The organism is Citrobacter portucalensis (assembly GCF_023374935.1).
In the GTDB taxonomy this organism is placed as follows: Bacteria; Pseudomonadota; Gammaproteobacteria; order Enterobacterales; family Enterobacteriaceae; genus Citrobacter; species Citrobacter portucalensis.
The window spans coordinates 3,578,694-3,597,074 of the sequence record NZ_CP092466.1 but is presented as its reverse complement, the minus strand read 5'-3'; the positions used below and the strand labels follow the sequence as shown (position 1 = coordinate 3,597,074).

Below are 18,381 nucleotides of genomic sequence, written 5' to 3'. Positions count from 1 at the left end.
TTATTCTTCGCGAATGCCGGAAAGTTCTGCACGGGAGATAACCAGAAGGGCGCGCTCGATAACCGGGCTGTCGACCATTTTGCCGTTCAGGGAAACTACGCCACGACCTTCGCGAGCAGCGGCTTCAGCGGCTTCCACAACCAGACGGGCGTGAGCCAGCTCTTTGCGCGTTGGGGCGTACAGGTTATGCAGGAGTTCGATCTGGCGCGGGTTGATGAGCGATTTGCCGTCAAAACCCAACTGCTTGATGTGTGCGGCTTCGTGCAGGAAACCGGCTTCGTTGTTGGCATCGGAATACACGGTGTCGAACGCCTGAATACCGGCAGAACGTGCAGCCTGCAAAATAGAGCAGCGGGCAAACAGCAGTTCAGTACCTTCCGGGGAGCGCTCAGTGCGCAGGTTACGTACATAGTCTTCCGCACCCAGGGCAATACCGATCAGACGTTCGGAAGCATGGGCAATTTCTACCGCGCGAGTAATGCCTAACGGCGATTCGATGGCGGCTAACAGACCGGTGCTGCCGGGTTCACGGCCACAGGCGTTTTCGATGCGCAGAATTTCGCTTTCGATGTCGATGACATCCTGCGCGGTATCGGTCTTTGGTAAACGTACGATGTCAGCACCGCCACGTACCACGGCTTCAAGGTCGTTGATGCCCCATTCGGAGTCGAGGGCGTTTACACGCACGATGGTTTCAACGTCGTGATACAGCGGATGCTGCAGCGCGTGGTACACCATGCGGCGAGCGGTATCTTTTTCACGCAACGCGACGGAGTCTTCCAGGTCGAACATCAGTGCATCTGCCGGGTAGATGAACGAGTTGCTGACCATGGCGGCATTGGCGCCCGGTACGAACAACATGCTGCGGCGAGTACGGGTTTTACGTTGTTGCAAAGATTCGGAAATCACTGGCAATCCTCCCATGGCAGTGCCGGAATACCGCCAGCGCGGGCCAGTAGTGCTTCCAGTCGCGCACGTAAAATGCAGTCCAGTGCGCCTTTATCATCAACATTCAATTGCACGCCGCGTACGTTGTAGCGGGACAGAACGTCCAGAATGGTGGCCCGGATGGCATCACCGAACTGCTTTTCGACGCTACTGTTAACCTGCAGGTCAATATCCTGCGAATCGAGTGGGGCGATGCGAATCATCACATCACCGGACTCGAGTGTGCCTGCGACGGCTGCCTGGTTTATTTTCATTTTTCACCTGTTGCTAATGCGGGGGTATTTTGGCGGACTGTCGCACCCGATGAGGCTCGCTCAACCATGCTTTGCAGATACTGCAGCGTGGCGTCAGGGACCAGGGATGCGATAGCCGTGAGATCTTTTTTAACCAGCAGCTTGCGCACCCAGGAGGCGGAAATCGGCATCTCCTGGAAGCACAGCCGCTCAATTTCCACCAGTTCAATCGGTGGGGCGGGAAGCATTGGGGTCTCCAGCCAGTAACGCATATCATTGTTATACTGGGAGGTGACGGTGCAATACGGCTCAGTACCGACGAAGCGGTGCGTGACGCCGAGAGCCGGAGCCAGATACTGGCGGAAGATTTTCAGGTCTATTTCGGTGTAGCAGTGGTTAATAACGCTCTGCTCTTTGATGAAGTAACACGGGAAGGTGGCGCGGGAAATGATGTACTCCGAACCGCGATGCACGGTTAAACGCGGAATGTCTTTTGTTCCTTTAAGCACCAGATCCAGGCGGTCTTCATACGGAAAACGTGAGGTATCTTCTTTCACCAAAAACAGATGCAGCCAGTCACATTGCGCGGCCGCCTGTTGGATCAGAAAACGGTGTCCGTTGGTGAAGGGGTTGGCGTTCATGACGATACAGCCAATTTTTTTCCCATCATGACGCTGTTTTGCCAGTGACTCGGCGTAGCGTTTCAGACGTGTGGTGCTGTTTTCCATCAATACCATAATGCCGGGAACGCTGGTGAGCGTAGAAAAACCGCACTGTTTAAACAGCGATTCGTACTCGGTTTTGGTATAGATGAAGAGGTGCGTACAATGGCGTTCATAGGCAAGGTTGATTAACTCAGTCGCCAGCGTTAGCGCTAAGCCCTCGCCACGGACAGATTCACAGATTGCGACACACTTAATAATATTCCCAGCGATACCACCGCAGGCAATCAGACGGTCGTCACGGGTGACGGTGATAAATACTTCGACGGTCGTATCTACGCTCAAATCATTCTCTTTCAGAAATTGTGCGATAGCCGCCATCTTTTTATTTTCTGAGCGTTTAACTTGCGTGAATATATTATTACCGAACATAGTGAATAGAGCCCCGATGCTATATTTGTTACTGGGTTTCTGTTTTTGTTGCTCTGTTTAGCAACCTGATAACGTTTTGTTTGCAATTGAAGGGAATGGTTTTTTATTACGGAGTATTTCTTTTTTTCCCTGATGCATACATCGTAAGGGGTATTTTGGAGGTAATTTTTGATTTATTTCACAATAAGTTAGAAGGTTTTAATGTGTTTTATGGTTTTAAGTTTTTTAATTAATTTAACCCTAAAATAAGGTGTGGTTTTAATTTGTTTAATTGATTTAAGGTGGGGAATCTGCAACGATCTTGTTTTATACCATAACGTGTAAATAGAACATTTTAATTACAACTACAATGAGAAATTAGTTTTAGTTAACGTCGGTGAGGAAAAATGTGATGGCAGAACAGAAAAATAAAACACGGTTTCCTTTTTTCCGCAGTCTGGCGTTTCCTTTACGTATCTTTCTGCTCATTCTGGTCGTTTCTGTTTTTATCATTGCCGCCCTGGCACAATACTTCACCGCCAGCTTTGAAGATTATCTGGCAACGCATGTCCGCGATATGGCAATGAATCAGGCCAAAATCATCGCCTCTAACGACAGTATCATCACGGCGGTTAAGCATCGTGATTACAAGCGATTGGCGACGATTGCCGACAAACTGCAGAGCGGAACTGACTTCGACTACGTGGTTATCGGGGATACCAACTCCATTCGTCTATATCATCCGAACCCGGAAAAGATTGGCTATCCGATGCAGTTCACCAAACCCGGTGCGCTGGAAAAAGGGGAGAGCTACTTTATTACCGGTAAAGGCTCCATTGGGATGGCAATGCGCGCTAAAACGCCCATCTTTGATGACGATGGCAAAATCATTGGCGTGGTCTCAATTGGTTATCTGATCAGCAAAATCGATAGCTGGCGATCGGATTTCTTACTGCCAATGGCCGGTGTGTTTATCCTGCTGCTGTTGGTTCTGATGCTGCTCTCCTGGTTTTTCGCTGCCCATATTCGTCGGCAGATGTTGGGTATGGAACCGAAACAAATTGCGCGGGTGGTACGCCAGCAGGAAGCGTTGTTCAGCTCGGTATATGAAGGGTTGATTGCCGTGGATCCCGATGGATATATCACCGCAATAAATCGCAGTGCGAGGAAAATGCTGGGGCTGTCTTCACCTGGGAGAAAGTGGCTTGGAAAACCGGTGAGTGAGGTAGTTCAGCCAGCGGACTTTTTCACCCAACAGATTGCGGAAAAACGACAGGACGCGATGGTCAACTTTAATGGACTGAGCGTTATCGCCAACCGTGAGGCGATTCGCTCCGGTGACGAACTGCTTGGGGCAATCATCAGTTTTCGTAGTAAAGATGAAATTGCTACTCTTAATGCGCAGTTAACGCAGATCAAACAGTATGTAGAGAGCCTGAGAACGCTGCGTCATGAGCATCTGAACTGGATGTCGACTATCAATGGTCTGCTGCAAATGAAAGAGTATGACAAGGTTCTGGCCATGGTGCAGGGGGAATCCCAGGCGCAACAGCAACTGATTGACAGCCTGCGCGGCGCGTTTGCCGATCGTCAGGTAGCCGGTCTGTTGTTTGGCAAGGTGCAGCGCGCGCGGGAACTGGGTCTCACCATGACTATTGTTCCGGGCAGCCAACTGCATCAACTCCCCGAGGGGCTGGATAGCACAGAGTTTGCAGCAATTGTTGGCAATCTGCTTGATAATGCATTTGAAGCGAGCTTGCGCACCCAGCAAGGCAACAAGGTCGTCGAACTCTATTTAAGCGATGAAGGGGATGACGTGATCATCGAAGTTGCCGATCAGGGATGCGGTGTGCCGGAAGCATTGCGTGAAAAAATATTTGAACAGGGTGTGAGCACCCGTACCGATGAACCAGGTGAACATGGCATCGGTTTGTATCTTATTGCAAGTTATGTGAGGCGCTGTGACGGGGTGATTACGCTTGAAGATAACTCCCCCTGCGGCACCTTATTTTCTTTATTTCTTCCGAAAGTGAAAAAAAAACAATGACGGAACCATTAACGCTATTGATCGTTGAGGATGAAACGCTACTGGCGGAAATGCATGCTGAATATATCCGCCATATACCCGGCTTCAGCCAGATTTGGCTGGCGGGTAATCTTGCGCAGGCGAGGATGATGATTGAGCGTTTTAAGCCCGGTTTGATTCTGCTCGATAACTACTTGCCGGACGGCAAGGGAATTACGTTATTGCATGAGCTAACCCAGGCGCGTTATCCGGGCGGTGTGGTGTTTACCACAGCGGCCAGCGACATGGAAACAGTCTCCGAAGCTGTGCGCAGCGGCGCGTTTGATTACCTGGTCAAACCCATTGCCTACGAGCGGCTGGGGCAGACCCTGACGCGTTATCAACAGCGTCGACGCATGTTGGCCGGTAATGATAGCGCCAGTCAAAAGCAGATTGATGAGATGTTTAATGCCTACGCGCGGGGCGAGCCGAAAGGGGATTTACCGACTGGGATTGATGCGTTAACACTGAATGCAGTGCTGAAATTATTCGCCGATCCGACGGTACACCATACAGCAGAAACGATCGCCCAGGCGCTCACCATCAGCCGAACGACTTCCAGACGCTACCTGGAGTACTGTGCCAGCCGTCATTTGATTATTGCGGAGATTATTCACGGTAAGGTGGGTAGGCCGCAGCGTATCTATCACGGCGGCTAAATGCTGATTTCTGACGTAGGCCGGATAAGATGCTTTAGCATCGACATCCGGCAACGTTGCAATCGAAATGCCGGATGCGGCGTGAATGCCTTATCCGGCCTACATTTCTCTGAGTATCAGCCGCCAACGACGGCTGAAGAAGAGCCTGGTACCATCACTTCAGTTGCGATAATCACAACCAACAGCCCAACCAGAACCGGAACCGAGGTACGTTTCACCACTTCGAACGGAGAAATCTTCGCCATACCAGCAACAGCAACCACCACGCCGGAGACCGGGGAGATTGTGCGTCCAAGGTTTGACGCCTGCAGCATCGGGATAACAAGGTAAGCTGGGTTAATACCGGAGGAATGCGCCAGCTTAGGGATCATCTCAACGAAGGCATAGAACGGGGCGTTACCGGAACCCGTAGTCATTGCCGCCAGCATAGTCAGGATCACCAGCACCATCATCAGAATAATGCTCGCCGAACCAAACGAGGTAGCGATAGAAATCAGACTCTGAATAAAGCCGATTGTGCTCAGGCCCTGGGCAAAAACACCTGCAGCGACTAACAACATCACCACGTTAGCAAAGGCATCCGCCATGCCACGGTAAGCGACTTCCAGACCAGAGAAAACCTTTTGGGTATTGAACCCACGTACGAACTCCAGAATAGCCGCGATGAGCATGCACAGTACCAGAATCGTAATGATATGCAGCTGTGGACCCCATTTACCATCAAAAATCAGGACGCCAACAATCGGGGTAAACGGCAGAATGGCGTAAAATGACGGGGCAGTCGTGGTGATTTCAGCCACATCTAACATTTCATGAGAAATGTTCTCTTTTTTATCCAGAAAACGCTGCCAGAAAAAGTGGGCAATCGCCATAGCAATGATGGCGGCAATGGAAATTGGCAGCGTGGTTTTAAAGGCGAAATCGATCAGCGGCATTTCCGCAGCTTTTGCCGCCAGCACCACATCACCGGATGTTGGTGAAAGAATAATTGCAGCAGGGGAGGCACAAATGGCCGCTGCGGCGCCACGGCTGATCCCAACATTAACCATGACCGGGAACAGTGTTGCCATCAGCAATACGCCCAGACCGGTTGCTGAAGAAACCGCCAGTGACATCAGGCAGGCGACAAAATAGGCGGCAATCATTAGCAGGTAAGGAGAGTTGATGTATTGCAGAGGCTTGGAGGCCAGCTTAACGACCATATCGTTCGCGCCAATATGGGTCATATAAGCGGCAAAACCACACAGCATCATGATCATCATGCCGAGATCGCCACCACGGCTCATCAGCAAAATTTTAATATATTCAACAATGTCTGTTGCCGTATAGCCCGTCGATGCCGCGCTGGACGGCAAAACTTTATGCCCCATCAGCGCACTGATAATCAGCAAAACCAGACCGCCAACAAACAGTACGCCTGTCGCGGAATAACCTTTAATGATGTAGCGCGCTACACCCACAATAACCACAACTCCAATAAGGAGTTCAATAAATGTCAACATCGTTTCCCCTGTCGCATTGCTGCCCAGAAAGTAAAAAAACTAAAAAAAGTAAAAAGTGGTGACAGAATGTGCCTAATAAACCGATAACTCTTGCTGATTAAAATCAATAAAAATACGGATTCAAGCGATGGTTAAGCCGTTTTTTCAGCATCGTGGTTAAAAAAAGAATCTCACAATAAGAAACTGTGAAGCGCAGCGCTGATGTGTGTGTTTTGTGGCGATGATGAATATCAATTGTTAATTTATTGTGATGCTATTTAACTTTTTTCGCAGGAAAGAACAATTTATTGGCAATAAAGAGAAAATAGTTCCTATTAGATGGCTCAATAAACTCATGGATAATTATCTTAAAAATTATAGGCTGAGGATTATTCTGATTTTTTAGCTGCGCATTTTTGTTAAGCTAACATTAAGGTTGGGTTTGCTACAATTAATAATAAATCCCAGGATGGTAATTAAGTTGTGATTGTCGCTAAACGATATTTTCTCATTTTTTCATTTCTTTTTATTCAGTTAGCTTTCATTCCCCAGGGCGCTGCTGAAGATAAAGGTTGGTTCGCTACTTTTAAAGACAATGTCAGTGAAACCTGGCAGCAGCCAGAACATTATGATCTGTACGTGCCGGCTATTACCTGGCATGCTCGTTTTGCTTATGATAAAGAAAAAACGGATCGCTACAATGAACGCCCATGGGGGGCGGGCTTTGGTCAATCCCGTTGGGATGATAAAGGTAACTGGCACGGGCTTTATATAATGGCCTTTAAGGACTCCTACAATAAATGGGAACCCATTGGTGGTTATGGCTGGGAAAAAACCTGGCGACCGCTGGCAGATGAAAATTTCCACACAGGTCTCGGTTTTACCGCTGGTTTTACCGCGCGCGATAACTGGAACTACATTCCGGTACCCGTGCTGTTACCGCTGGCATCGATAGGGTATGGTCCGGCAACGTTCCAGATGACCTACATTCCGGGAACGTACAACAACGGTAACGTCTACTTTGCATGGATGCGTTTCCAGTTTTGATGGACTACCTGTATTGTCAGGTGGATTATTAAAAAGTCTTTTAAAAACAGTGTGATATTAACTTTAACTGAAAAATAACGCGACATTTATCACTTTTTGATAAAGTTCGACTGGACAAAGTCCACCACAATTGTTGTACTGATACCCGACACAGCATTTGTGTCTATTTTTCATGTAAAGGTAATTTTGATGTCTAAGATTAAAGGTAACGTTAAGTGGTTTAATGAGTCCAAAGGATTCGGTTTCATTACTCCGGAAGATGGCAGCAAAGACGTGTTCGTACACTTCTCTGCAATCCAGACCAATGGTTTTAAAACTCTGGCTGAAGGTCAGCGTGTAGAGTTCGAAATCACTAACGGTGCCAAAGGCCCTTCTGCTGCAAACGTAATCGCTCTGTAAGCATACGACAGCAAGCATTCAAAACCCGCTTAATTGCGGGTTTTTTTTCGCTTCAGTGCGCGGGAGAGGCCGAAACCAGCCAGAATGCCAGGGCGGTCATCGCAAATGATCCCAACAGATTAACCAGTACATTCACCATAGCCCAACCAAAGCGTCCTTCCTGTAGCAAAAACACCACCTCAGCTGAGAAAGTGGAAAACGTTGTCAGTCCCCCGCAAAAGCCAGTGGTAATCAGTACCTTCCACATTGGATCAATGTTTGTCATGCGATTAAACCATGCCAGACCCATACCAATGATAAATGCGCCAAGTAAGTTTGCAGCCAGCGTGCCGAATGGGATGGCCTGATGTAGCGGGTTAAACCTCATGCTCAACATCCATCTTGCTACACTACCTGTACCACCACCGATAAAAACCGCTAAAAGGAGTTGTAACACTGCATAATCCTGCTATTTGATTGTATATAGGATGAGTGTAACGCTGAATAATCGTGGTTGGCGAGCCTAACAACGTTTTCTGGAGGGAATATGTTCGTTGCAGCAGGGCAATTTGCCGTGGGACCTTCATGGGAAAAAAATGCAGAAACCTGCGTCTTATTGATGTCACAGGCTGCAGGAGAGGGGGCGTCGCTGCTGGTATTACCGGAGGCGCTTCTGGCCCGTGACGATCTGGACCCAGACCTGTCAGTGAAATCAGCTCAACTGCTGGAGGGCGGATTTTTAACGCGCTTGCTGCGAGAAAGCGCGCAAAACGAGATGACGACAATCCTGACGATTCATGTTCCTTCTGTGCCAGGCCGGGCGTTTAACATGCTGGTGGCGCTACGGGCAGGTCAGGTCGTGGCCCATTACGCTAAATTACATCTCTATGATGCCTTTTCGATTCAGGAGTCACGTAATGTTGATGCAGGGGACGCCATAGCGCCGCTGCTGGACGTAGACGGGTTAAAAGTAGGGTTAATGACCTGTTATGATCTGCGCTTTCCTGAGCTGGCGCTGGTGCACGCATTGCAGGGAGCGGAAATTCTTGTCTTACCCGCAGCCTGGGTTCGGGGATCGCTTAAAGAGCATCACTGGGCTACGCTTTTGGCGGCAAGAGCGTTAGATGCGACGTGTTACCTGATTGCGGCGGGAGAGTGCGGTAACAAGAATATAGGCCAAAGCAGGGTCATCGACCCCTTTGGTGTGACCATTGCTGCTGCGGCAGAAACGCCCGCGCTAATTATGGCCGAGGTTTCCGCCGAGCGGGTGAGGCAGGTTAGGGCACAACTCCCGGTGTTAAGTAACCGACGCTTTGCGCCACCGCAATTATTATGACGTTTTTTTAAACAAGGCTTGATTCACCTTGTTACAGATTGCTATTGTGTGCGCGCGTCGAAAGGCCGTTAATATTCTCAGGTTAATATGGCGCTTTATGCAGCCTGGTTTAAGTCAAGAAGGTATCTATGGGTGAGATTAGTATTACCAAACTGCTGGTGGTTGCCGCACTGGTTGTTCTGCTGTTTGGTACCAAGAAGTTACGTACACTGGGTGGAGACCTGGGAACGGCAATCAAGGGCTTCAAGAAAGCAATGAACGACGATAATGCCGATGCTAAGAAAGATGCTGATGGTAGCGTTCAGGCTGAGAAGCTTTCTCATAAAGAGTAATGTCAGGAGCATGATGTTCATACTGCATACTCTGCATGAAAAAAAACCGGCAATTTGCCGGTTTTTTTATTGCTGATATGTAAGTGAGTATTACACGATTACTTCACTTCCAGCCCTTTGGCCTGCATGTCAGCATGGTAAGAAGAGCGAACGAATGGACCGCAGGCTGCATGGGTAAAGCCCATTGCCATAGCTTCGGCTTTCATCTCATCGAACTCATCCGGGCTCACATAGCGTTGAACCGGCAGGTGATGGCGGCTTGGCTGTAAATACTGCCCCAGCGTCAACATAGTTACACCATGACTGCGCAGGTCACGCATGACCTCAATAATTTCCGCATTGGTTTCGCCCAGACCGACCATCAGACCTGATTTAGTCGGAATCTCCGGGTGCGCTTCCTTGAAACGTTCCAGAAGCTTCAGTGACCAGTTGTAGTCAGCCCCGGGGCGTACATTGCGATAAATACGTGGTACGTTTTCAAGGTTGTGGTTAAACACATCCGGCGGAGTGGCGGTGAGAATATCCAGCGCGCGATCCATACGACCACGGAAGTCAGGCACCAGCGTTTCGATTTTAATCGACGGGCTTTTCTCACGAATAGCGGTGATGCAGTCAGCAAAGTGCTGAGCGCCGCCGTCACGCAGATCGTCGCGGTCAACGGAGGTAATGACGACATAGCGCAGCGCCATGTCAGCAATCGTCTGAGCAAGTTTTAACGGCTCGTTAGCATCAGGAGCAACCGGACGGCCATGGGCAACGTCACAGAATGGGCAACGGCGGGTACAGATTGCGCCGAGGATCATAAAGGTTGCAGTTCCGTGATTGAAACATTCAGCCAGGTTAGGGCAGGAAGCTTCTTCGCAGACAGAGTGCAGGCCATTTTTGCGCATTGCCGCTTTGATGCCCTGGATGCGAGTGGAGTCCGCTGGCAGTTTTATTTTCATCCATTCCGGTTTACGCAGCAGGGCTTCACGCTCTGTTGCCACATTTTTTACCGGGATAAGAGCCATCTTATCGGCATCGCGGTATTTAACACCGCGTTCCATCACAATGGGTTTACTCATAGCTTGCGTGTTCCAGTTGCGAATTACGAAGGAAAGCGTTTCAATTCAAGGGAATGTTGCATTTATCAACTATTTTTGAATTAGTGATACGCAGTATATCATTGAAACGGGCCAGAAAGCAGCCTGACAGGCTGGCAAAATGTAAAATAGTTGTTGTTTTGTGCCATTTGCCACAACATATGCCGTGGCAAAGTATGCGCGTATTTTCAGTCCGCGATGTACTCGTGCGGTGGGTTACCCAACAGCGCCAGAATGTTGGCCAGCAGCCTTGGGCGAATGCTCTCGGTCGTGGCTGTGCTATCCCACTGCGATACCTTCGCCATTTCCATACCGGCATAACCACAAGGATTGATACGCAGGAAAGGCGACAAGTCCATATCCACGTTGAGCGCTAAGCCGTGAAATGAACATCCTTTACGAATACGTAACCCCAAAGAGCAGATTTTCTTCTCTCCAACGTATACGCCAGGCGCATCGGCTCGCGGGTGGGCGTCAATACCGATTTCCGCAAGGGTATTCACAACGGTTTGCTCCAGCAGCGTAACCAGTTCGCGAACGCCAAGTTTACGACGCTTCAGGTTCAACAGCACATACATGACCTGCTGGCCCGGCCCGTGATAAGTCACCTGACCGCCACGATCGCTCTGGATCACCGGAATATCTCCCGGCATCAGTACGTGCTCTGCTTTACCTGCCTGACCCTGGGTAAAAACAGGATAATGCTCTACCAGCCAGATTTCGTCATAACTGTTTTCATCGCGGGTATCGGTGAATTCGTGCATGGCCAGAGAAACTGGCTCGTAAGGTTGAAGACCGAGCTGGCGGACAAGAATTTTATCCTGATACAAAACGGCATCTCCGTAGATACTCACATAGAGTAGAGAATATAAAAGAGGGGGAAAAGTATATCACAGGAGGGAGGGGTTACCCGAGCGGGGATGCAGCGGGTAACCAACAGGTTTTTACAGTACCATGCGTACGATATCGATATTGCCTAATTCTTCGTACAGCGTTTCAACCTGCTCAATGTGTGTAGCAGTAATAGTGATTGAGACCGAGTGGTAGTTGCCTTTGCTGCTCGGTTTTACCGTCGGAGAGTAATCACCTGGCGCATGGCGCTGTACCACTTCAACCACCTGATCAACCAGCTCAGGCAACGCCTGCCCCATTACTTTGTAAGTAAATGGAGTAGGGAATTCAAGCAGTTCGTTAAGTTTGGTTTTCATGTCAGCTCCGGCGTTACATCAATAAATAATAACTCCCACAGCGCGTGGGAGTTATCTGGATACCTAGTATATGGGGACGTAAATCACACTTTCAAGTGTTCGATTTTTAGCCAAACCAGTGATGGAACATTAATTTAATGTAATCAATGATTTTCCCAAAGAAGTTGCCTTCAGGGATTTCCTGCAGGACTACCAGCGGGCGTTGCTCAATGGTTTTGCCATCCAACTGGAAGTTGATGGTGCCGACAACCTGGTTTTTCTGCAGCGGTGCGTGCAGTTCTGTGGTGTTCAGCACATAGCTTGCTTTCAGATCTTTCATGCGGCCGCGCGGAATAGTCAGGTAGACATCTTTATCTACGCCTAACGATGCACGATCGGTATTACCAAACCAGGCGGGCTCTGAAGCAAACTCTTTACCGACTTTCAGTGGGTTCACGGTTTCAAAGAAACGGAAGCCCCAGGTAAGCAGTTTTTTACTTTCGGTTTCACGACCTTTATAGGTGCGGCCACCCATGACGGCGGAGATCAGACGCATCTGACCTTCGGTTGCGGATGCAACGAGGTTATAGCCAGCCTTGTCGGTATGACCGGTTTTGATACCGTCGACATTCAGGCTGTTATCCCACAGCAGACCGTTACGGTTTAACTGACGGATGCCGTTAAAGGTGAACTCTTTTTCTTTATAGATAGAGTATTCGTTAGGCACGTCGCGAATCAGCGCCTGACCAATCATCGCCATGTCGCGAGCCGAGCTGTATTGACCGTCAGCGTCGAGACCATGAACGGTCTGGAAGTGGGTGTTTTTCAGGCCCAGCGCGTTCACATAGCTGTTCATCAGACCGACGAAAGCATCCTGGCTGCCGGCTGCGAAGTCCGCCATTGCTACGCACGCGTCATTACCGGATTGCAGGTTGATACCACGGATAAGCTGAGAAACAGGAACCTGCATGCCAGGTTTCAGGAACATCAATGATGAACCTTTAAAGACCGGGTTACCTGTAGCCCAGGCGTCATTGCCGACGGTGACCAGATCGGTTTCTTTGAATTTCCCGGCTTTCATCGCCTGGCCGATGACGTAGCTGGTCATCATTTTGGTCAGACTGGCGGGATCGCGGCGAGTGTCAGCGTTCTGTTCTGCCAGAACTTTGCCTGAATTGTAATCAATCAGGATATATGACTCCGCATCGATCTGCGGAACACCTGGGATCATGGTTTTAATATTCAGGTCATCGGCATGGGCAGCAGAGAGAGAAGCTGCGCAGAGAGCCGCGGTGAGCGCCATACGCTGCACGAAACGAGCGGAAAAAGTGGTCTTCATGGTCTGAACTACGACGTCCGTGATGAAATTAAAAAAAGTGCCCTACTATAGCAAATGCAAAACGGGCAGGCATCTGACTTTCCGCGTGACTTTGTTAATGTCATTTACAGAAACTGACAGTTCAGATACCTGATTTACGTTATTACACGCCGGTGATGAAGGACTGTAATTGCGCCTCGGCTTGAAGACGCTGCTGCAATGTGGAGGCTTCAGCTTTGCTGGCGAACGGCCCCATCTGGATACGCCAGACTGCGCCGTTTTGTACCACCCGACCTGGGACGCCAAATTGCTGGCTTAAACGTTTTTGATACTGCTGCGCACGCGACTGCTCGCTGACTGCGCCAACCTGAACCACGTAGCGTCCGTTGGCTACTGCCGCTGGCGCAGGTGCTGCGACGGCGGCTGGTGTTGCTGCTGGTGCGGTTGGCGTTACCGGTGCGGTGGTGGTCGGTTGCGGAGCCGGAGTCGGCTCGCTACCTTCCAGCACGCCTGCAGCGAGCGTGGTCGGCGCACCGAGGAATCCACTGCTGTTCACTGGCGCACCGGTTGTATCATCGCTTTTCAACGTGGAATTGCTGATCGGACGAATATCGCCTTGCGGCTGACCCGCATCCGATGGCGCAGGCATGCTGCCCATATTGCCACCGCCGCTTAAATCAGGACGCGCGGGCAGGGCATAGGTTTGTTTCGCTACCGTGGTACAAGCCATTCCCGGCCCGGACAAGGAACCATCCTGGGCGACGATGATCGGGTCGATACGCACTTTGGTATTGTTGGAGGTATTCAGACGGTCGGCTGCTGCACGTGAAAGTGAAATCACGCGATCGTTGCCATAAGGGCCGCGATCGTTAATGCGCACGACAATCATCCTGCCATTAGCCAGGTTAGTTATTCTGGCATAGCTTGGGACTGGCAGCGTCGGATGCGCTGCGGTTAACTGCATCGGGTCGAACGCTTCACCAGACGCGGTTAAGTTGCTTCCGGGTTCCGCATCATAGATAGCGGCAAGCCCTGCCTGGCTAAAGCGGGAAGGGTCCTGGACGATTTTGTAGCTCTTACCATCACGCTGATAGTCCTGATTCGCCGTTGGGTTCAGGGGTTCAAAGCGCGGATCGGCCCCGCTGATTTCAACAATCGGACCATTACACACCGCAGGCTGCGGCGCGACAGCACCCTGTTGCTGACCATCATCACTCGAACACGCCGCGAGCATTCCTGCTGCGATGCAGATACCAAGCCACTGCTTACGCATTGCGTACCCCTTACACGCTTTTCGACAACATTTTTCTATGGGTATGGATCGACATAACAATCCCGAACCCAGCCATCAGCACAATAAGTGCCGAGCCTCCGTAACTGACCAGTGGGAGAGGAACGCCAACCACGGGCAGAATACCGCTCACCATACCAATATTTACGAAGACATAAACGAATAATATCAACATTAAACCACCCGCCATGACGCGACCAAAGGTGGTTTGCGCGTGGGCAGCGATCCATAATCCGCGCATAATCAGCAAAATGTACAGCGCCAGCAGAATTAAGATCCCTACCAGACCCAGTTCTTCCGCTAATACCGCGAAGATAAAATCTGTATGGCGTTCGGGTAAAAACTCAAGCTGCGACTGCGTACCGTGTAGCCAGCCCTTACCACGTAGACCGCCGGAGCCAATAGCAATTTTAGACTGAATGATGTGGTAACCCGCACCCAGCGGATCGGTTTCCGGATCGAGTAACATCATGACGCGCTGACGTTGATAATCATGCATCAGGAAGAACCACAGTATCGGGATAAACGCCGCAACCAGGACCACCGCAACACCGATTAAACGCCAGCTCAAACCAGAAAGGAACAGAACAAACAGACCGGAAAGGGCGACCAGAATTGAAGTTCCGAGGTCTGGCTGGGCGGCCACCAGCAGGGTGGGCATAAATATCAGCACCAACGCAATGGCGGTATTTTTTAGCGATGGCGGGCAAACATCACGGTTGATGAAGCGCGCGACCATCAGCGGCACGGCAATCTTGGCGATTTCGGAAGGCTGAAAACGCACAATCCCCAAATCCAGCCAGCGCTGCGCGCCTTTGGAGATAGCGCCGAAGGCATCTACTGCCACCAACAAAATGATGCAAAAGATGTAGAGATAGGGAGCCCAGCCCTCATAAACCCTGGGCGGGATTTGCGCCATCACCACCATGATGACCAGGCCCATCGCGATCTGACCGACCTTGCGCTCCATCATGCCAATATCCTGGCCGCTGGCGCTCCAGATGACCAGCGAGCTGTAAACCAGCAGCGCCAGCAAAATAAGCAACATCGTGGGATCGATGTGGATTTTGTCCCAGAATGTTTTTTTGTTCGGATTATCCGTCACGATTATTGGTCCTCCGCTGCTGCAACCGCGGGGTTTTCTGCAGGCAGATTGGTGTTATTGTCGCCCAACATAATGTGGTCAAGTATCTGGCGCATAATGGTACCCACAGCCGGGCCCGCGCCACCGTTTTCAAGGATTATGGCGACAGCAACCTGGGGCTTATCATAGGGTGCGAAGGCCGTCATCAGCTTGTGGTCACGTAAGCGCTCGGCGATCTTATGTGCGTTATAGGTTTCATTGGCTTTCAGGCCAAAGACCTGTGCAGTACCGGATTTCGCCGCAATTTTGTAAGGTGCGCCAGCGAAATATTTGTGTGCAGTACCGTTAGGACGGTTGGCTACACCGTACATGCCGTCTTTTGCGATTTCCCAATAACCGGAATGAATGTCACCAACGGGTGGTTCGTGTGGCTGGATCCACGGCACTTGCTTGCCGTTTTCTGCCGTACTCATCAGCAGATGCGGGACTTTTACCAAACCGTCGTTGATAAGGATCATCAGCGCTTTACTCATCTGGATAGGGGTTGCCGTCCAGTAACCCTGACCGATGCCGACCGGAATGGTATCACCCTGGTACCATGGCTTTTTAAACCGTTTTTGCTTCCACTCGCGGGTTGGCATGTTTCCGGCGCGCTCTTCGGCAAGATCGATGCCCGTATATTGGCCGTAGCCAAACTTGCTCATCCATTCTGAAAGGCGGTCTATCCCCATATCATAGGCGATTTGATAGAAAAACGTATCCGCCGACTCTTCCAGAGAACGGGTGATGTTCAGATGGCCGTGCCCCCATTTTTTCCAGTCGCGGTAACGTTTTTCAGAGCCCGGTAATTGCCACCAACCCGGATCGAACAGACCAGTATTGCGGGTGATGACGCCTGCACTTAATGCAGAAACCGCGACGTAAGGTTTAACCGTCGAAGCAGGGGGGTAGACACCCTGAGTCGCGCGGTTAACCAATGGGGTATTCGGGTCATTGAGCAACCCGGAGTAATCTTTACTCGAGATACCATCGACAAACAGGTTCGGGTCGTAGCTCGGCATGGACACCAGTGCGAGAACGCCACCGGTACGCGGGTCGGTGACTACCACCGCGGCACGACTGCCCGCCAGCAGCGTTTCGATGTACTGCTGGAGTTTCAGGTCAAGGGTGAGATAGATATCGTGCCCGGCCTGCGGCGCCACTTCTTTCAGTTGGCGAATGACGCGGCCACGGTTGTTCACTTCAACTTCTTCATAACCAGTCTGGCCGTGAAGTACGTCTTCATAATAGCGTTCAATACCCAATTTACCGATGTCGTGCGTCGCCGCGTAGTTGGCCAGCTTGCCGTCTTTGTCCAGGCGGTCCACGTCTTTATCGTTGATCTTCGATACGTAGCCAATGACGTGGGTCAGCGCAGAGCCGTAGGGGTAATAGCGGCGTTTATAGCCTTTAACTTCGACGCCGGGAAAGCGATATTGATTAACGGCGAACCGTGCCACCTGAACTTCACTCAGGTTAGTTTTTACCGGAATGGAGGTGAAGCGGTGTGAACGGGCGCGCTCTTTTTTAAAGGCGGCAATGTCGTCGTCCGTCAGGTCTACGACGTTACGCAGCGCGTCGAGGGTATCCTGAACGTTGTCGACCTTTTCCGGCATCATTTCTATCTGATAAATGGTGCGGTTAAGGGCGAGCGGAATTCCGTTACGGTCATAAATGATGCCGCGACTGGGGGCGATAGGCACCAGTTTGATGCGGTTTTCGTTCGAGCGAGTCTGATAATCAGTAAAGCGAACGATTTGCAGATTATAAAGGTTGGCGATCAGCACGCCGGTGAGCAGCAAAATCCCCAAAAAAGCGACCAGCGCCCGGCGCACAAACAGCGCGGACTCAGCCGAATAGTCGCGAAAAGAATTCTGTAGTTTCATCCGCTGCTTAATCTACTCAAGAATCAATGATCACTCACGGTGATAAGGATGGTTGGTGGTGATGCTCCACGCCCTGTACAGACTCTCCGCGACCAGAACCCGAACAAGAGGGTGAGGAAGGGTTAACGCAGAGAGTGACCAGCTTTGTTCCGCTGCCGCTTTACAGGCAGGAGAGAGACCTTCCGGCCCGCCAATCAACAGACTGACGTCACGACCGTCCAGTTTCCAGCGTTCCAGTTCAGTCGCCAGCTGCGGCGTGTCCCAGGGTTTACCAGGGATATCAAGGGTGACGATGCGGTTTTTGCCTGCGGCAGCCAGCATCTGCTCACCCTCTTTGTCGAGAATGCGTTTAATATCCGCGTTCTTGCCGCGTTTTCCTGCCGGGATTTCGATCAGCTCAAAGGGCATATCTTTCGGAAACCGACGGAGATACTCCGTAAACCCGGTTTGCACCCAGTCAGGCATTTTCGTACCCACAGCGACAAGTTGCAGCTTCACGCATTAACTCCAGAGTTTTTCCAGTTCATACAGGCGACGGCTTTCTTCCTGCATCACGTGGACAATCACATCACCGAGGTCAACGACGATCCAGTCTGCAACGTTCTCGCCTTCTACGCCGAGCGGCAGCAAACCAGCAGTGCGGGACTCCTGAACAACGTGGTCTGCGATAGACATTACATGGCGGCTGGACGTGCCGGTGCAGATAATCATGCAATCAGTGATGCTGGATTTGCCCTGAACGTCTAAGGCGATGATGTCTTGACCTTTCAGGTCATCAATTTTGTCGATTACAAAATCCTGAAGTGCTTTACCCTGCAAGTGTTCCCCCTGGGTGAAAAGAGTTAAAAACGTCTGTTAGTATACCTGAACCAGAGGCGATATCGGGACAAATGTCTCCGAAAGCGCTTTTGAAGTGCGCTATCATCCCACCCCACGCCGCAG

General features: G+C 50.6%; 19 protein-coding genes and 1 pseudogene. 6 read left to right on the top strand and 14 right to left on the bottom strand.

Going from position 1 to position 18,381, the window contains the following annotated elements; all coding sequences use genetic code 11:
* The 3 genes from LY264_RS17570 to citC are packed head-to-tail and all read right to left on the bottom strand — an operon-like array spanning position 1 to position 2,275.
* Positions 1-909 (bottom strand): aldolase/citrate lyase family protein, encoded by a 909-nt coding sequence (locus LY264_RS17570; protein ID WP_003831275.1) that lies wholly within the window; start codon positions 907-909, stop codon positions 1-3.
* On the bottom strand, positions 906-1,202 hold the full coding sequence (citD, locus tag LY264_RS17565; protein ID WP_003831276.1) for a citrate lyase acyl carrier protein: 297 nt from the start codon (positions 1,200-1,202) through the stop codon (positions 906-908). The genes LY264_RS17570 and citD overlap by 4 nt, the downstream gene beginning before the upstream one ends.
* Positions 1,199-2,275 carry a [citrate (pro-3S)-lyase] ligase gene (gene citC, locus LY264_RS17560; RefSeq protein ID WP_048226113.1) on the bottom strand — a complete coding sequence of 359 codons (1,077 nt, stop codon included), beginning with the start codon at positions 2,273-2,275 and terminating at the stop codon, positions 1,199-1,201. Before citC ends, citD begins: the two co-directional genes overlap by 4 nt.
* A 391-nt stretch (positions 2,276-2,666) precedes the next feature.
* Between citC and dpiB the strand changes: the two are divergent.
* Together dpiB and dpiA are read left to right on the top strand one after the other, a co-directional pair.
* Positions 2,667-4,329: pseudogene (dpiB, locus tag LY264_RS17555) on the top strand (sensor histidine kinase DpiB).
* Positions 4,298-4,978, top strand: coding sequence for a two-component response regulator DpiA (gene dpiA, locus LY264_RS17550; protein ID WP_003831279.1), 681 nt, complete (start codon positions 4,298-4,300; stop codon positions 4,976-4,978). Before dpiB ends, dpiA begins: the two are co-directional and overlap by 32 nt.
* A 116-nt stretch (positions 4,979-5,094) precedes the next feature.
* Here the strand turns inward: dpiA and dcuC are convergent, their stop codons facing one another.
* Positions 5,095-6,480 carry an anaerobic C4-dicarboxylate transporter DcuC gene (gene dcuC / locus LY264_RS17545; RefSeq protein ID WP_003022136.1) on the bottom strand — a complete coding sequence of 462 codons (1,386 nt, stop codon included), beginning with the start codon at positions 6,478-6,480 and terminating at the stop codon, positions 5,095-5,097.
* 462 nt (positions 6,481-6,942) lie between these two features.
* Between dcuC and pagP the strand changes: the two genes are divergently transcribed.
* Both pagP and cspE read left to right on the top strand, forming a co-directional pair.
* Positions 6,943-7,506, top strand: coding sequence for a lipid IV(A) palmitoyltransferase PagP (gene pagP, locus LY264_RS17540; protein WP_003831280.1), 564 nt, complete (start codon positions 6,943-6,945; stop codon positions 7,504-7,506).
* A gap of 189 nt (positions 7,507-7,695) precedes the next feature.
* Positions 7,696-7,905 carry a transcription antiterminator/RNA stability regulator CspE gene (gene cspE / locus LY264_RS17535; protein WP_000034825.1) on the top strand — a complete coding sequence of 70 codons (210 nt, stop codon included), beginning with the start codon at positions 7,696-7,698 and terminating at the stop codon, positions 7,903-7,905.
* Between the two features lie 52 nt (positions 7,906-7,957).
* On the opposite strand, the gene crcB is transcribed toward cspE, so the two are convergent.
* On the bottom strand, positions 7,958-8,341 hold the full coding sequence (gene crcB / locus LY264_RS17530) for a fluoride efflux transporter CrcB (protein ID WP_003831281.1): 384 nt from the start codon (positions 8,339-8,341) through the stop codon (positions 7,958-7,960).
* 90 nt (positions 8,342-8,431) lie between these two features.
* On the opposite strand from crcB, the gene LY264_RS17525 reads away from it, so the two are divergent.
* Positions 8,432-9,220: a deaminated glutathione amidase gene (locus tag LY264_RS17525; RefSeq protein WP_048214698.1), complete on the top strand. Its 789-nt coding sequence runs from the start codon at positions 8,432-8,434 to the stop codon at positions 9,218-9,220.
* 128 nt (positions 9,221-9,348) lie between these two features.
* Positions 9,349-9,552 (top strand): twin-arginine translocase subunit TatE, encoded by a 204-nt coding sequence (tatE, locus tag LY264_RS17520; protein WP_003022699.1) that lies wholly within the window; start codon positions 9,349-9,351, stop codon positions 9,550-9,552.
* 98 nt (positions 9,553-9,650) lie between these two features.
* Here tatE and lipA read toward each other — a convergent pair whose 3' ends face one another.
* The 9 genes from lipA to rsfS form a co-directional block, all read right to left on the bottom strand.
* A complete protein-coding gene (lipA, locus tag LY264_RS17515) occupies positions 9,651-10,616 on the bottom strand; it encodes a lipoyl synthase (protein ID WP_003022702.1) in 966 nt (321 codons plus the stop codon).
* 206 nt (positions 10,617-10,822) lie between these two features.
* The gene (lipB, locus tag LY264_RS17510; RefSeq protein ID WP_003831286.1) at positions 10,823-11,464 is read right to left on the bottom strand and encodes a lipoyl(octanoyl) transferase LipB; all 642 of its coding nucleotides are present in this window, start codon (positions 11,462-11,464) and stop codon (positions 10,823-10,825) included.
* A 114-nt stretch (positions 11,465-11,578) separates the two neighbouring features.
* Positions 11,579-11,842: a DUF493 family protein YbeD gene (gene ybeD, locus LY264_RS17505; protein ID WP_003022706.1), complete on the bottom strand. Its 264-nt coding sequence runs from the start codon at positions 11,840-11,842 to the stop codon at positions 11,579-11,581.
* Positions 11,843-11,948: 106 nt separating this feature from the next.
* A complete protein-coding gene (dacA, locus tag LY264_RS17500) occupies positions 11,949-13,160 on the bottom strand; it encodes a D-alanyl-D-alanine carboxypeptidase DacA (RefSeq protein WP_003022711.1) in 1,212 nt (403 codons plus the stop codon).
* 142 nt (positions 13,161-13,302) lie between these two features.
* Positions 13,303-14,412, bottom strand: a complete 1,110-nt coding sequence (rlpA, locus tag LY264_RS17495; RefSeq protein ID WP_032942683.1) for an endolytic peptidoglycan transglycosylase RlpA — start codon at positions 14,410-14,412, stop codon at positions 13,303-13,305.
* 10 nt (positions 14,413-14,422) lie between these two features.
* Positions 14,423-15,535: a peptidoglycan glycosyltransferase MrdB gene (mrdB, locus tag LY264_RS17490; RefSeq protein ID WP_003022718.1), complete on the bottom strand. Its 1,113-nt coding sequence runs from the start codon at positions 15,533-15,535 to the stop codon at positions 14,423-14,425.
* 2 nt (positions 15,536-15,537) lie between these two features.
* The gene (gene mrdA, locus LY264_RS17485; RefSeq protein ID WP_003831292.1) at positions 15,538-17,439 is read right to left on the bottom strand and encodes a peptidoglycan DD-transpeptidase MrdA; all 1,902 of its coding nucleotides are present in this window, start codon (positions 17,437-17,439) and stop codon (positions 15,538-15,540) included.
* A gap of 30 nt (positions 17,440-17,469) precedes the next feature.
* A complete protein-coding gene (rlmH, locus tag LY264_RS17480) occupies positions 17,470-17,937 on the bottom strand; it encodes a 23S rRNA (pseudouridine(1915)-N(3))-methyltransferase RlmH (protein ID WP_003022725.1) in 468 nt (155 codons plus the stop codon).
* A gap of 3 nt (positions 17,938-17,940) precedes the next feature.
* Entirely contained in the window at positions 17,941-18,258 is a 318-nt protein-coding gene (rsfS, locus tag LY264_RS17475) for a ribosome silencing factor (RefSeq protein ID WP_003022728.1), read from the bottom strand.
* Positions 18,259-18,381: the final 123 nt, after the last annotated feature.

Coding starts and splice junctions, on each gene's coding strand:
- citD (WP_003831276.1), bottom strand. CDS start 1,202: ATGAAAATAAACCAGGCAGCCGTCGCAGGCACACTCGAGTCCGGTGAT.
- citC (WP_048226113.1), bottom strand. CDS start 2,275: ATGTTCGGTAATAATATATTCACGCAAGTTAAACGCTCAGAAAATAAA.
- dpiA (WP_003831279.1), top strand. CDS start 4,298: ATGACGGAACCATTAACGCTATTGATCGTTGAGGATGAAACGCTACTG.
- dcuC (WP_003022136.1), bottom strand. CDS start 6,480: ATGTTGACATTTATTGAACTCCTTATTGGAGTTGTGGTTATTGTGGGT.
- cspE (WP_000034825.1), top strand. CDS start 7,696: ATGTCTAAGATTAAAGGTAACGTTAAGTGGTTTAATGAGTCCAAAGGA.
- LY264_RS17525 (WP_048214698.1), top strand. CDS start 8,432: ATGTTCGTTGCAGCAGGGCAATTTGCCGTGGGACCTTCATGGGAAAAA.
- tatE (WP_003022699.1), top strand. CDS start 9,349: ATGGGTGAGATTAGTATTACCAAACTGCTGGTGGTTGCCGCACTGGTT.
- lipA (WP_003022702.1), bottom strand. CDS start 10,616: ATGAGTAAACCCATTGTGATGGAACGCGGTGTTAAATACCGCGATGCC.
- ybeD (WP_003022706.1), bottom strand. CDS start 11,842: ATGAAAACCAAACTTAACGAACTGCTTGAATTCCCTACTCCATTTACT.
- dacA (WP_003022711.1), bottom strand. CDS start 13,160: ATGAAGACCACTTTTTCCGCTCGTTTCGTGCAGCGTATGGCGCTCACC.
- rlpA (WP_032942683.1), bottom strand. CDS start 14,412: ATGCGTAAGCAGTGGCTTGGTATCTGCATCGCAGCAGGAATGCTCGCG.
- mrdA (WP_003831292.1), bottom strand. CDS start 17,439: ATGAAACTACAGAATTCTTTTCGCGACTATTCGGCTGAGTCCGCGCTG.